Annotated in this window: 7 protein-coding genes; all 7 read right to left on the bottom strand. The window is 69.0% G+C overall.

From position 1 onward, the window contains the following. Nucleotide 1 precedes the first annotated feature (1 nt). The 7 genes from ligA to ACWDXS_RS30830 all read right to left on the bottom strand — a co-directional run bounded on the left by ligA (nucleotide 2) and on the right by ACWDXS_RS30830 (nucleotide 14518). Nucleotides 2–1993, bottom strand: a complete 1992-nt coding sequence (ligA, locus tag ACWDXS_RS30860; protein ID WP_449971122.1) for an NAD-dependent DNA ligase LigA — start codon at nucleotides 1991–1993, stop codon at nucleotides 2–4. 131 nt (nucleotides 1994–2124) lie between these two features. Further along, entirely contained in the window at nucleotides 2125–2769 is a 645-nt protein-coding gene (locus ACWDXS_RS30855) for a LysE family translocator (RefSeq protein WP_449971119.1), read from the bottom strand. A 49-nt stretch (nucleotides 2770–2818) separates the two neighbouring features. Continuing rightward, nucleotides 2819–4477, bottom strand: coding sequence for a bifunctional 3'-5' exonuclease/DNA polymerase (locus ACWDXS_RS30850; RefSeq protein ID WP_449971117.1), 1659 nt, complete (start codon nucleotides 4475–4477; stop codon nucleotides 2819–2821). A gap of 66 nt (nucleotides 4478–4543) precedes the next feature. Further along, the gene (locus ACWDXS_RS30845) at nucleotides 4544–5977 is read right to left on the bottom strand and encodes an MFS transporter (protein WP_449971114.1); all 1434 of its coding nucleotides are present in this window, start codon (nucleotides 5975–5977) and stop codon (nucleotides 4544–4546) included. Further along, the gene (locus tag ACWDXS_RS30840) at nucleotides 5974–6690 is read right to left on the bottom strand and encodes a hypothetical protein (RefSeq protein ID WP_378992698.1); all 717 of its coding nucleotides are present in this window, start codon (nucleotides 6688–6690) and stop codon (nucleotides 5974–5976) included. The genes ACWDXS_RS30845 and ACWDXS_RS30840 overlap by 4 nt, the downstream gene beginning before the upstream one ends. Beyond that, nucleotides 6687–8093 carry a condensation domain-containing protein gene (locus ACWDXS_RS30835; protein ID WP_449971111.1) on the bottom strand — a complete coding sequence of 469 codons (1407 nt, stop codon included), beginning with the start codon at nucleotides 8091–8093 and terminating at the stop codon, nucleotides 6687–6689. The genes ACWDXS_RS30840 and ACWDXS_RS30835 overlap by 4 nt, the downstream gene beginning before the upstream one ends. Then, nucleotides 8093–14518, bottom strand: coding sequence for a type I polyketide synthase (locus tag ACWDXS_RS30830; RefSeq protein ID WP_449971108.1), 6426 nt, complete (start codon nucleotides 14516–14518; stop codon nucleotides 8093–8095). Before ACWDXS_RS30830 ends, ACWDXS_RS30835 begins: the two co-directional genes overlap by 1 nt. Nucleotides 14519–14521: the final 3 nt, after the last annotated feature.

Genomic DNA, 14521 nt, shown 5'->3' with positions numbered 1-14521 from the left:
GTCAGATGATCTTGGCGTCGATCAGCAGCTTCCAGATCTCGCCTTGGTCGACGACCTCGACACCGAGCTTCTCGGCCTTCGCCAGCTTGCTGTCACCGACTCCCGCGCCGGTGATGAGCATGTCGGTGTTCGCCGAGACCGAGGAGGCCGCCGTCGCGCCCGCCTGCTCGCACAGGCGCTGGAACGTCGGGCGAGCCACCTTCTCGCCGGAGCGTGGGTCGCTGATCGCACCGGTGATCACCACTGTTCTGCCTTCGAGGGGTGCGCCTGCCGCGATGACCGGCGGCAGGTCCTCTTCGCGCACATCCAGGCAGACACCGAGCTCGCGCAAGCGGTCCAGTTCCGGACGCAACCGGGTCAGGTGGGCGACCAGGGAGGCGGCGACCTTCGGGCCGATGTCCTCTACCGCGACAAGGCGTTCCTCGCCCGCGTCGGCGACCTCTTCGAGAGAGCCGAAGCCCGACCGGGCCAGGCGCGCTGCAGTTCCGTCGGAGGCCATCGGGATGGCGAGGCCGATCAGGGCGCGGCGCAGGCCGACCTGGCGGCTGGCGTCGATCGAATCGATCATGCGCGCGGCGGAGACCTCGCCGATGCGATCGAATTCGAGCAGGCGTTCCTTGGTGAGCGTGTAGAAGTCCGACGGGCTCTCGAGAATGCCCGCCTCGGCGAGGCGTTCGATCCACACTCCCCCGATGGCGTCGATGTCGGCCGCCGCGCGCGAGGCCCAGTGGATCAGCCTGCGCACTGTTTGGGCGGGACAGGCGACGTTGGTACAGAACAGTTCTCGGCTGTTGCCCTGCTCGATGACCGGCTGAGCGCACGAGGGGCACTCGGTGGGCGAGATGATCTCGAGCTCCTCGCCCGTGCGCTTGGCGGCGTCGAGCACGCCGGCCACGAACGGGATGACATCACCGGCGCGACGCACCAGCACCGTGTCACCGACCTTGATGTCACGGGCGCGGATCACCTCTTGGTTCGCCAGCGTCGCCTTCGTGACCGTCGTACCGCCGACGAACACCGGCTCGAGCCACGCGACAGGGACGATCTTGCCTGTCTTGCCGACATCCCAGATCACCTCGCGCAGCAGCGTGGTCTTCTCCTCGGCGGCGAACTTGAACGCCAGCGCCCCGCGCGGGGAGTTCGACCGGGTTCCGGCCGCCGCGTAGGCGTCACGGTCGGCCAGCCGCAGGACGGCACCGTCGATGTCGTAGTCCAGGTCGTTGCGACCCTGCTCGATCTCGGTGATCGCCGCCTGTGCCCGCGCGGCGTCGGCGCACAGCCGCATCTGCGCCCCCGCGACGCCGATCGCCCGCAGTCCTTCTCCGAGGTCGTGCGCGGCGTCGTCGGCGGCGGTATCCAGGTCGAAGCCGAAGAACTGCAGGCGCCGTTCCGACACGGTCGCCGGGTCTTTCGCGCGCAGGGTGCCCGCCGCGGCATTGCGCGGATTGATCAGCGGCTTGTCCGGGTGTGCGGCGTTGTAGGCCAGGAAGGTCGAACGCAACATCACCGCCTCCCCACGCACCTCGACGCGGCCCGGCAGGTCGATCCGCTCGGGGACCCCGTCGACGAGGGCACGGACCAGTGGGGTGACGTCGTCACCGGTGGTGCCGTCACCGCGGGTGACGGCACGCGCCAGCCGCCCGTTCTCGAAGACCAGAGCCAGCGACAAGCCGTCCAGCTTGGGCATCACGACCACCGGCTGACCGGGGAATCGATCGAAGAACGCCTCGACCTGCTCCGGCTTGGTCGCCTTCTCCAGCGACAGCATCGGCCGCGAGTGCCGGACCGGGGCGTGCAGCACCGCGGGCGCACCGACCTGCTCGAGCGGATTCGGGTCCGGGGCGAGATCGGGGTGCGCCTCGATCAGTGCGCGCAACTCGTCTTCGATCGCGTCGAATTCCGCGTCGGCGACCAGCGGCGCCCCCTGGTAGTAGGCGTCGCGCAGCGCCACCATCCGGTCGGCGAGTTCTCGGATACGTTCCCCTGTTTCCACGGACAAGACGCTACCGATACCCACCGACATCTACGGACCGACATTCTCGAGCTGTCAGGATCGGGGGAAGCTCACCCCGTTCGGCCGAATCCCGGGAGCGGCAGATGTCGCCGTTCGAACTGGTCACAACGCTACTTCGCATGGTTGCCGGTGAACGCCACCGAGACGCCGAGCCCGATCATCGACAAGCCCCCGACGGTCCCGAGCGTCTCCTCGCGACGCGGAGACCGGCGGAACCAATCGCGCAGCCGTGCGGCCAGCACCGCCCAGAGGCTGTCCGACACCAAGGCGATCACGACCGCGATCAGGCCGAGCAGCAAGATCTGAAGCTGGACTTGCCCGGCGCCTCGATCCACGAACTGCGGTACGACGGCGGCGGCCAGGATGAACGACTTCGGGTTCGACGCGCCGACGACGAAGCCCTGCCGCACCGAGGTCCGCCACGGCAACGCGGAGCGTTCCGGGTTCAGGTCTCCCGCTCCGAACGCCGCGCGGTGTCGGATCGCGGTGGCCCCGAGGTAGACCAGGTAGGCCGCCCCGGCGATTTTCACGATCCAGAACACCGTGGCCGACTCGGCGACGACCGCACCGAGCCCGACCGAGACCAGCGCCAGCACTGTGAGCAGACCCAGGGTGTTGCCGGCCACGCTGGCCAATGCGACGGACCGGCCGTGGGCGAGAGCCCTGCCGATGGCGAAAACTACGCTGGGACCGGGAATCACGATGATGATCAAGGATGCCGCGCCGAAGGTGACCAGCTGTTCGAGACTGAGCATGCGACCACGCTAGACCCCACCTGCGGGAAGTACTGATCTAGCGGCGTTCCTACTTGGCATCGCCGTAGCACTGCACCACGGCGGTGGTGAACGGGAAGCGGACCGGCGTCTGCCCGAAGGCGATCCGGCCCGCGGTGTCCGCGGCGGTGGCGATCGCTTCGGCCACCACAGCAGCTTCCTCGGTCGGGCAGTGCACGATCACTTCATCGTGCTGGAAGAAGACCAGTTCCGCACGGAGGTCGCGGATCGCGTGCCGGATTCCGGCCAGGACCAGCAGCGCCCAGTCGGCGGCGCTGCCCTGCACCACGAAGTTGCGGGTGAAGCGGCCACGGGCGCGGGCGGCGGAGTCGAACTCGGTGCGGGTGTCCTGGGGCGGGTCCGTGTCGTCGAGCGCGACCGACAGCGGCGTGCAGGTACGCCCCAACCAGGTGCGCACGAGGCGGCCTTCCTCGCCGGCGCGCGCGGCGTCGTCGACGTAGGCCACGGCGGCGGGATAGCGCCGGCGCAGGCCCGCGAGGTGGGTCAGGGCGTCGCCGGAGGTCTGGCCGTAGATGGCGCCGAGCAGAGCGATCTTGGCTTGATCGCGGTCGCCGCCGAATCCGCGAGCGGCCAGGTCCGCGTAGAGGTCCTCGCCACGACCGGCCACTTCCATCAGCCCCGGGTCGCGCGAGATCGCCGCGAGGATCCGCGGCTCCATCTGGTCGGCGTCGGCGACCACCAGCGACCACCCGGGGTCGGCCCGGATCGCTTGCCGGATGATCTTCGGAATCTGTAGTGCGCCACCACCATTGGTGGTCCAGCGCCCGGACACTGTGCCGCCGGGTAAGTATTCGGGGCGGAAGCGGCCGCCGTGCACCCACTGTTCGAGCCAGGACCAGCCATGCGCTGTGTAGAGACGGTACAGCGATTTGTAGGCCAGCAGCGGGGCGATCGCCGGGTGGTCGATCCGCTGGAGTTCCCATTTCCTGGTGGAGGACAGCAGGATTCCGGCGCGACCGAAAGCCCTGATGATGTCGGCGGGCAGGTCGGGCCGGACTCGGACCCCGGTCCCGAACGCCCGCGACACCTCCTCGGCCAGTTCCGCCATCCGCCGCGGTTCCGATCCCCCGGGAAAGCGCTCTCCCAGCATCGAATCCAGGAGTTCGCGGTGGACGTCGGCGCGCCACGGAATGCCGAGCTGCCCCATCTCGACGGCGACGAGCATGCCCGCCGATTCGGCGGCGAGCAGCAGTCGCATCCGCTCGGGGTGCTCGGCCCGGGCGGTGCGCGCGACCTGTCCCGCGTACACCGCCAGCAGGGCGGTGAACTCGTCGATCCCCGGCGGCAGTGGCACCGGGCCCGACTCGAACAGCGACGGCTGCGTCTCGGCGGCCCGCACCGGCGCATCCGGCGGAACGGCAAGGTTGTGCAACCGCGCCCAGCCCGCCGCCAGCGAGCGCGCCTGCCCGGACTGTCCTTCCTCGTGGCCGATCAGCAGCGACTCCGCCGCCTGGACGTCGTAGCACCGTTCGACCCACACGCCCGCTGCCAACAACACACGGTAGATGTCGGCCGTGGACCGCCAGACCCACCGCTGCACGTCCGGGCGGGTGCGCACCGCCTCGACGAGCGAGGGCTCGTCGAGCACCGGTCCCGCCGGGTGACCGTCCTGATCGAGCGGACACAACCGAGCGCCGCCCTCGCCCGTCTCCGCTATCGCCCATCTCACGTGCCAGAGTCTGACACCGGGGTCCGACAACCAGCGGCACCCGCACGCCGACGACCAGCGAAAACCCTACGAAACGCCGATCGCGGCCTGTTCTCGACGCTCGCGCGAGGGCATCGCCAAGGTGAGCACCGCCAGCACCAGCGCCACGGCGGCGATGGCGCCCATCATCATGATGCTGCCGCCGAGGCTGTGCGAACTGAAGAACACTGTGGTCAGCACCGCGAGTCCGACCGCATTGCCGACCTGTTCGATGGTGGGCAGCACACCGGAGGACTCGGCCATCCGGTTCGCGTCCAACCCGGACAGCATCATCGGCTGCAACTGAACGCCGAACAGGCCGACACCGAATCCGGCCGCGAACACCGGACCCGCGCAGAGCAGCGCGTTCGCTACACCGTCGACCAGATACAGGTACACCCCACCCGCGCCGATACATCCGCCGAACAGCGCGATCCCGGCGGCCAGCGCCCAGATATCCCAGCGCGGCACCAGAATCAGCGAACCGAGGGCGCCGGCGCCCGCACCGAGGGCGAACAGGGTCATCACCATGCCGGTGAGCAGCGGCGAGTAGCCGAGCACATCCTGCATGGTGATCGAGGCGGCGAACACGAACGCGGTGAACAGCCCGAAGAACGCGCCGACCAGCACCGAGCCGATCCGGAAGCCGTGGTTGCCGAACAGGTCCAGCCGCACAAGGGGGTCGGCACCGCGCGCGGTGCGGGTGCGCTGCTGGGCGAGGAACACCGCCGTCAGCACGAGCCCGGCACCGGTGACGGCGAGCAGGTCGAGCCGCCACCCGTGCTCCTGGATCTGAGCCAGGCCCCCGATCAGGGCGAACAAGCCGAGCCCGGACAGCGCGGCACCGACCAGATCGAGGGGGTGACGACCGGCCGGACTGCTCCGGTCCAGGAATTTCCAGGCCAATCCGAACGCGAACAGCCCGATCGGCAGGTTGATCAGGAAGACCGACCGCCACCCCCACCCACCGATATCGACGGTGAGCAGCACGCCGCCCACGATGGGTCCGAGCATCCCGGCGAATCCGGCTACTCCCCCGTACAGCGCGAAAACCAGGGGATGGCGCTCGCGCGGAAAACCGGCGGTGAGAATGGCGATCGTCTGGGCGGCCATCCCCGCCCCCGCCGCACCCTGGACCACCCGCGCGAGCACGAGTTCGGCAGGGCCACCGGCCGATCCACACCACACCGAAGCCGCGGTGAAGGCGACCACCGACACCAGGAACATCGTGCGCCGACCGACCATCGCACCGATCCGCGCGGCGGTGAGCAGGGTGCAGGCGAACGCCAGCGCGTACCCGGAGATCACCAGCAGCTGTGCCGACCTGGACGCACCGAGGTCGGCGGTGAGACTCGGCAGCGCCGTGTTCACGATCGTCACGTCGATCATCTGCATGAACACCGCGATCAGGCAGGCGCCGAACGCAAGCCACGCGCCGAGCTCGGGCACCTGCGCCTTCGCGACCCCGGTGGTGTCGCTCATGACACCAATTCCATCGTGGCGCGCGGGGCCGACATCGACATCTGGGTCGGGAAGCTCAACTGCACCATCCGGTGCGGCGCCGCCACCTCGAACAGGGCGATGAACGGCGGCACGACCGAGCCGACCATCTTGTCCAGCATCCCGTTCACCTGGTCGAAGCCGGGCCGCAACCGCACCTGCCAACACGGGAACACCCCGGCCGGTCCCGCGAACACGACCTGCTTCTCCACCCGGACGAGCAATGGCCAGTGCACCGACGCCGCGAGCCACACGTCGACCGTTTCGACCAGCCCGTCGGCGAAGTCCAGTCCACGCAACATCGTCAGCCCACCGGCGATCGGCATCACATTCGGCGGGAACGGTCCGGGCAGGCCACCGAACTGCAGGTGCACGGTGTCGACGAAATTCACTTCCTCGCGCGAAACCACCGTCGACCCCGACCGGGTCTGCGCGCGATAGCTTTCCGCGTGCAGTCGGCCGTCGATACGCCCTATGCGCTGCTCGACGGTCATCACCAGTTCACGGTCGCGGCCGCTCTTGTCCTCCGGGCTCGCCTCGAGTGTCGTGTGGTAGCCGCCCCGGTCGTGCACGACGACGTGCGATATCTCGAAGCCGCCGGGCTCGCCGGCGATGCCGACGCGGTATCTCGACTTCTCGCCATCGGGAATGGCGGGGTCGCGAAAGATGGTCGGGACGAATTCTTCTCGGATCATGGGTGCTCCGCGGCGCTGTCGATGATGGCTCCGAATACGGACTTCATGGTGGCCAGGTAGCGGCGCACCGACTCCTGCGCGATCGCGGTGTCGGGGAAGATGACGCTCAACGAGGTCCGGCCCGGTAGCCGGTTGATCCAGATGAGTGCTTCCTCGGAGGCAGCCCGGTTGGCGAAGACCCCGGCGTTCATGCTGTCGAACAGCTCGTTGCCCAGGAAGTCCCTGGCGTCGATGAACGAGATCATCGGGGTGACCCACCCCGGCTCGGCCTTGATCTCGGAATCGGGGGGCAGTAGATCGAGAACACGGTGAAAAGAAGTGGGCGCCAGCAGGAGTCCGCTGTCGTAGGCCCGCTGCGCGAGCGCGAGCGCGCGGGCGACCGTGGTGCGTTCGCCGAGCGGGAACGCGACGGGAACGAGCGTCACGTACCAGCCCACCGAATTGTTCTCGGCCGCCGAGGTCCTGGTGCTCACCGGGGTCATGCCGAAGTAGTAGTCCGATCCGACCAGCTCGCGTTCGGCCAGTGCGGCCGCGGCGAACACACCGCCGACGAATTCGGCGCCGTTGGCACGGCAGACCTCGTCGAATCGATCGGCCTCGTCGTCGTCGAACAGCACGACGCTGCGGTGGGCGCTGCGATGGTATCCGTCGGTCTTCTTGCCGAGGTCGAGCGGGAAGACCGGAAGCTTGTTGTCGTTGCCGCCCAACAGCGCCAGCCATTTCTTCACACCGGGAGAGGAAAGGCTCTGCTGGTCGCTGAAGAACCGCTCGTTGCGGCAGTAGTCGAGATAGCTCGCCGCGGGCGCGAGCGGTTCGGCCTCGTCCCACAGCTGCGCGGCGTAGAGCTGGGCGAAGTCGGCCGCGGACAGGTACTGCCCGAGTCCGTCGGTGTGCAGGTGGTCGACGGCCAGGTACACGGTGGTGGAATCGCCGTGCTCGATGGCACCGAAGGTGAAGCAATCCCACTGGAACGGGCCCGGTGTCGTCTTCTCCACGTGCCGGCAGATCGACTCGGGATCGTCGATGTGGCCGTAGTCGACCGGCACGAACTCGACATCGGCCTCGGGCACCAGATGACGCCGCACTGTGCCACCGGCTTCGACAGCGAACCACGTGCGAAAAGTGTCGTGGCGCAACAGGAATGCGTGGATCGCCCGGGTGATCGCGGCGCGGTCGAGGTCACCGGTGGGGATCTCGGCGGTGACCAGGCACAGGCCGGAGAACCGGAAGTCCGCGCCCGCGTGCCGGTCGGCCAAGCGCAGATACTGCTCCTGCTGGAGCGAGGGCGGCGCCGGATGGACCGGCGCCCTGGCCGCGCGCGCGACCGAGTCCGCCGAGGCGAACCAGGTCACGAGCCGGCCGGGCGCCGGGCGCCATTCGTCGATCAAGCCGAAGTCGACCATCAGTGCGATCCCACCATCGAGACCTCCGCCGGTCGCTCGACGGTCCACTGGTCGGGCACGTCGACGATCCGCGGGGCGGATTCACCGGGCGTCACCTCCGGAAGTGGCGGTGTGACAGCGGGTTCGGAGGCCAGAATCAGCTCCGCGACCTTCGGGCCCGCCTGTTCCAAACTGAACGAGCGGCCCATCTGCATCGACATCAGGTCGATGCCGAGCGTCTTGGTGACCCGCGCGCCCAGTTCGACCGCCATCAACGAGTCGAGCCCCAGCTCCGGCACGGGCACCGTCATGTCGATCGATTCGACCGGCACCCCCATGACCACCGCGAGTTCGTCGGCCATCTTGCGGGCGATGGCGGGTCCGCGCTTGGCTTCCTCCATCGCGGCGAGTTCGGCGCGGAGCTTGGCCAATTCGGAGGTGTCCTTGGCCGAGGACTGCGCCAGGGCGGCGGTGCGGCCGGTGCGTACCAGCTGCGGGAAGGTTCCGGTCAGTTTCGCCCAGTCGGTGGGAATGATCGCCGCGTTCGTCACGCCGAGGCGCAGGGTCTGTTCGAGGTAGGCGGTGGCGTCGGCCATGTCGATCGGACCGAAACCCACCAGGTCCAGATACTTTTCGGCGGTTTCATCCGATGCCATGCCGCCCGAGGCGCCGGACAGGTGTCCCCAGCCGATGCACAGTGCGCGCTCCCCCGCGGCGGCCCAGCGCCGGGCCAGAGTTTCGACGGCGACGTTGGCAGCACAGTAGTTGTATTGACCGTAGATCCCGTACATCGAGCCGCCCGAGGAACACAGCACGAACATGTCGAGGGTGATGCCCGCATCGGCTACCGCCTGGTGGATCACCTGCGCGCCATGGACTTTGGGGCGATAGACCCGGTCGAGCTCGTCGCGCGCCATGCTGGCGAGACGGTTGTCGGCCACCGCGCCCGCGGCGTGGAACACCGCGCGCAACGGGTGTTGTTCGGTGTGCGCGCGGGCGACGATCGCGGCGACGGCGGCGGCATCGGTGACGTCGGCGTGTTCTTCGATCACCTCGATGCCGACCGCGCGCCACACCTCGAGCTGGCGGCGCGCCGTCTCGGTGGCGGCGCCGCTGCGCCCGGCCAGTACCAGCCTGCGCGCACCGCGCAGCGCCAGCCAGCGGCCGATCGCCATGCCGAACCCACCGAACCCACCGGTGATGAGATAGTTTCCGGCGCCGTCGATGTCGAGCGGCGGCAGCGAGGGCCGCACGGGCGGGCGCGGATCGTCCATCCGCAGGGCGACCCGGCCGACGCGCGAGGACCGCAGTGTCTCCTCGAACGCCTGACTCACCTCGTGTGTCTCGAACATCTGGTACGGCAGCGGGGTGTAGACGCCTTCGGTGACCTTCTCGAACACCCGCTCCAGCAGTCGCGACAGCCGTTGCGGGCGCACCGCGACCAGGCGGTCCAGATCCATCGAGTAGTAGGCGAGGTTCTTGTCGAAGTTGGCCAGTTCCAGCAGCCCGCCGGTGTAGATATCGGCCTTGCCGACCTCGACGATGCGACCGAATTCGGCTGCGGCGTTGAAGTTCTGGCGCAGGATCTCACCGGGTGCGCTGCTGACGATCACATCGGCACCGGCGCCGCCGGTCAGCGCGAGGACATCGTCGACGAAATTGAGCGAACGCGAGTTCACCGCGAAATCCGCGCCCATGGCCAGGACGTGTTCGCGCCGCTCGGGCGAGCTCGCGGTGCCGATGATGCGGGCGCCGATGGACTTGGCCACCTGGATGGCCGCGGTGCCGACGCCGCCCGCCGCACCGTGGATCAGCACGGTCTCGCCCGGTTCGAGGCGGGCCAGGTCGTGCAGGGCGTATTCGGCCGTGCCGAAGGCGATGGTGCTGGTGCAGTAGCCGGGATCGGTGTCGGCGGGCACGATCACCGCCAGCGCCCGATCGACGACGGCGAATCGGCGCATCATGCCCTTGGACGCCACCGCGACCTTGTCGCCGACCGCGACATCGCTGACCTCGGCACCGACCCGAACCACGGTGCCGATGCCCTCCATACCGGGCACGGTGCCGAAATACGTCGGCGCGAGTTCGCGTTCGCCGAGCAGGCCGATGACCTTGAGCGGATCCTTGTAGTTCAATCCGATCACCGCCATCGCGACCTCGATCTGGCCCGCGGCCGGCTCCGGACGTGGGCATTCACGCCACGCCACCTGCGAGAGCACCCGCGTGCGTGGCATGTCCAGCTCGAAGTTCGCCGCCGGATCGGCCAGCGGATGCGACGTCTCGAGCTCATCGATGCGCTCGGGCAGCGGCTTGGTGACCATCGGCGCCCAGCGCCTGCCGTCGCGCAGCAGCACCTCGTCGCTGTTGTCAAGGGTGAAGGCACCGGGCACACCCAGTTCGGCGACGAGTTCGGCGACGGTGGTGCCGGGCTCGGTGTCGACCAACCGCCAGCGCAGCGGGGTCTGTTCGTTGAGCAGCACCCGGCGGCCACCGGCGAGCGCGGCCTGGCGCGGGTCCGGTGCGACATCGCTGCCGGGAACCGTGAAGGCGGATTCGGTGACCAGCGTGGCGTGGACGTTGCCGTCGCCGAAGCTGATCTGTGGCGGGGCGCCTTCCACGGTCGGGGTGACGTACTCCGACACCGCGACCGCGACGCGCTTGAGCGTCCACAGGTCGGCGACGTCGTCGGTGCCCGCACCGACGACCACACAGACGTGGGTGCGCTGCGTTTCGTCGGCTTTCGCCGCCTCCAGATTCGCGACGAGCTCCGACTCCAGTTCGTCGCTGTTCGGGTCGACGAGCTGCACCCGCGACCCCGGGATCGCGGCGGCCAGTTCGGCGGTGCGCGGGCTCTCACCGAGCGCGACGATCACGGTGGACACCGACCCGGCTTCGGTCAGCGCCGCGGGGTCGATCGGGTCGCGCTCTTCGAGCACCTCGGTGTAGTAGAAGTCGGCCATCCGGTGCAGCGGGCTGTCACCGGGCTTGAGCGCACCGATCTGCAGGCCGGTCAACCGCGCCACCAGGTTTCGGTCCCGGTCGAGCAGGTCGACATCGGCGCGCAGGCGGGCACCGGGGTCGCGGCGGGCGATGACGGTGATCTCCGCGGGGAGTTCGGCGAGCAGCCGCACCGCGTTCACCCCGACGGGCACCATCACGCCCTCGTTGATCCTTTCGTCGGTGAAAAGCATCGCCGCGCACTGCATCGCGGCGTCGACGACGGCCGGATGCGCCAGATGTCGCGAGCCTTCGGCGATGCTCCCGTCGACGGTGGCCAGCACCACGTCGCGTCCCACCCGCACGGAGGTCACCCGCTGGAACGTCGGACCGTATTGCAGCCCGGCCGAGGCCAGGCCCGCGTAGAACATCGCCGGGTCGACGTCGACCCCGACCTCGATGGTGGGCAACGCGACTTCGGTCTGTTCGTGGCTGCCGGTCAAGGTGCGCCCGGTCGAGTGCACCGTCCACGCCGTTCCGGTCGCGCTGCGCGATCTGATCATGAAGCGACCGCTGGCCTCCTCGACGCTCATCGCGACCAACGGCACATCGGGGGCACCCATGATCAGCGGCGCGACGAACCGAACGCCCTCCAGCGCAACCTGTTTGCTGCCGATCCGCGCGGCGGTGGCGCTCAGCGCGGCGTCCAGGTACGCCGCGCCGGGCATGATCTTGACGCCGTTGACGACGTGGTCGGCCAGCCACGGCAGCAGCTCGGTGCCCACCTGCAGCAGCCACTCGGGGCGGCCCTCCACATCGGGGTCGCCGAGCATCGCGTGCCCGCCGGGTGTGCCGAGGCGGGCCTGCTCGAACAGTGGCAGCGCCGAGTGCAGGCGGGTGCGCTGCCAGGGATAGCGCGGCAGCGGTACGTGCGCGGTGACGCCACGCTCGGCGGGAAACAGCAGTTCACGGTCGAGTACCCCGGCGGCATGCAGACCGACGAGGGTGCGCCGGATGCTGTGCGAATCGGACTGCTCGCGGTCGAGGGTGGGCACCGTGGTGCCGTTCACGTCCGCGTCGACCAGGGCCTCGCGGATATTGCCCGACAGCACCGGATGGGGACCGACCTCGAGGAAGATCCGGTTGCCCGCGGCGATCAAGCTCGCGATCGCGGCGAAGAACCGCACCGGCTGCCGGACATTCGACCACCAGTACTCGGCGTTCCAGTCGCCGTCGGTGACGAGTTCCCCCGTCACCGAGGAGTACAGCGCCACCGTGGGCGCCTGTGGCGCCAGATCGGCCAGCGCCGTGCGCAGTTCGTCGTGGATCGGATCCATCAGGCGACTGTGATACGGCACCTCGACCCGCAGCCGACGCGCGAATATGCCGTCCTCCGTGAGCTTCTCGGCGATCTCGTCGAGTCGGTCGACGTCGCCGGACAGCGTCAGGGAGGTGGGGCTGTTGATCGCGGCGATGTCGACGCGCGGATCGTCGGCGACGAGCGCGTCGGCCTGTTCCTTGGTCAAGCCGACAGCGAGCATCCCGCCGGTTCCGGCGGTCGTGGCCTGCAGTCGCGCTCGGTGATAGGCCACCCGCACCGCTTCGCGCAGTGTCAGCATGCCGCTGACGTACGCCGCCGACACCTCGCCCACACTGTGTCCGACGATGGCTGCGGGGACGATGCCGTATTCGGCCAGCTCGCGTACCAGGCCCACTTGGACGAGGAAGTTCGCGGGCTGCGCGACCTCGGTGCTGGTCACCCGGGACTCGTCCTCCGGCTTGCTCAGCTCCTCGATGATCGACCAGCCCGCGATCGCGCGAAATTCCGCGTCGATCTCCTCGGCGGTCTCGGCGAACACTCCACCGGCGGCGAGGAGACCGCGGGCCATCTTCCAGTGCTGCGGTCCCATGCCCGAGAAGACGAACACCGGCTCGGCGGCGCTGGAGGACACCGTGCGGCCGGCGTCGCGCCCGGTACCCGAGGCGTACTCGTGCAGTTCACGGACCAGGTCGTCGGTGGAACCGTCGAGGAGTACACCGGTGCGGAACGGGTGGTGCGCCATCCGGGTCCACGCCGCTTCGGCCAGCCGGTCCGGGTCGGCCCCCGCGGTGATCAGGTCGGCGAACCGGCCCGCCAACGCACGCGCGGCACCCGTACTGCGGGCCGAGATGGGCAGAATGCCGAGGTGGCGGGCCGGTTCGGTCGGCGATTCGGGCGCGCGGAACTCCTGCAGGATCGCGTGGGCATTGGTGCCGCCGTAGCCGAAGCCGTTGACCGCCACCGACATCGGCGCGGCATCGGCGGGCAGCGGTTGCGCCTCGGTCTGGACGTGCAAGCCCAGCTCGTCGAACGCGATGTCGGGGTTCGGCTCGTTCAGCCAGCCCTGCGGCGGCAACGTGCGATGTCGCAGTGCCAGTGCGGCTTTGATCACGCTGGCCACGCCCGCGGCGGCCTCGGTGTGACCGATCGTGGCTTTCACCGAGCCGACGCCGATGGTGCCGGTGCGCCCGGACGCGGCACCGAAAACCCGGCCGAGAGCGCGCAATTCGACCGGATCGCCGACCAGCGTGCCCGTGCCGTGCGCCTCCAGATAGGTGATCTCGTCGGGCGCCAGGCCCGAGCGTTCGCACACGGTGCGGGCCAGCGCCTCCTGCGAGTCGGCGTTCGGCACCGTGATCGCGGTCGTTCGCCCGTCCTGATTCGACCCGGTGGCCTTGATCACCGCGTACACGCGATCACCGTCGCGGACAGCGTCTTCGAGCTTCTTCAGCGCCACCATGCCCGCGCCCTCGCCGCGACCGTAACCGTCGGCGGACGCGTCGAAGGACTTGCAGCGGCCGTCGGTGGCCAGGAAGCCGCCTTTGCACATGAGCACGAAGGTTTCCGGCTGCAGCATCACATTGACCCCGCCCGCCAGCGCGACCTCGCAGTCGTCGTTCTCCAGCGCCTGGCAGGCCAGGTGCAGCGCCACCAGCGACGACGAGCACGCGGTGTCGACGGTGATCGCCGGACCGACCAGGTTCAGCGCGTAGGCGATGCGGTTGGACAGCATCGTGTAGGAGGCGCTGGCCGGGGTGTGCATGTCGGTGTGGAACAGCGCGGGGCCCACCACCCCGATCACCGACTGGTCGACAACGAAGCCGCCCACATAGACTCCGACCTGCGCACCGGCCGAGCGCCCCGCGATCCCGGCATCGTCGAGGGCCTCCCAGGTCACCTCGAGCATCAACCGCTGCTGCGGGTCGAGCACCGTGGCCTCGCGCGGTGAGATCCCGAAGAAGTCGGGGTCGAACTCCCACGGATCGTTGGTCATGAAGGCGCCGTGTTTGGTGTAGCTGCGCCCCGGGGTTCGCGGTTCGGGGTCGTAGTAGCGGCGCCAATCCCAGCGATCGGCGGGCATCTCCACGACGCCGTCGCGCTTGTCGACGATAAAGTCCCAGAACGATTCCGGGGAATCGATTCCGCCCGCGAACCGACATCCGATTCCGACAATGGCAATATCCGACACGAA

This window comes from Nocardia sp. NPDC003183, from assembly GCF_053590715.1.
The sequence above is the reverse complement of the archived record's forward strand: the minus strand, read 5'-3'. Positions and strand labels throughout refer to the sequence as shown.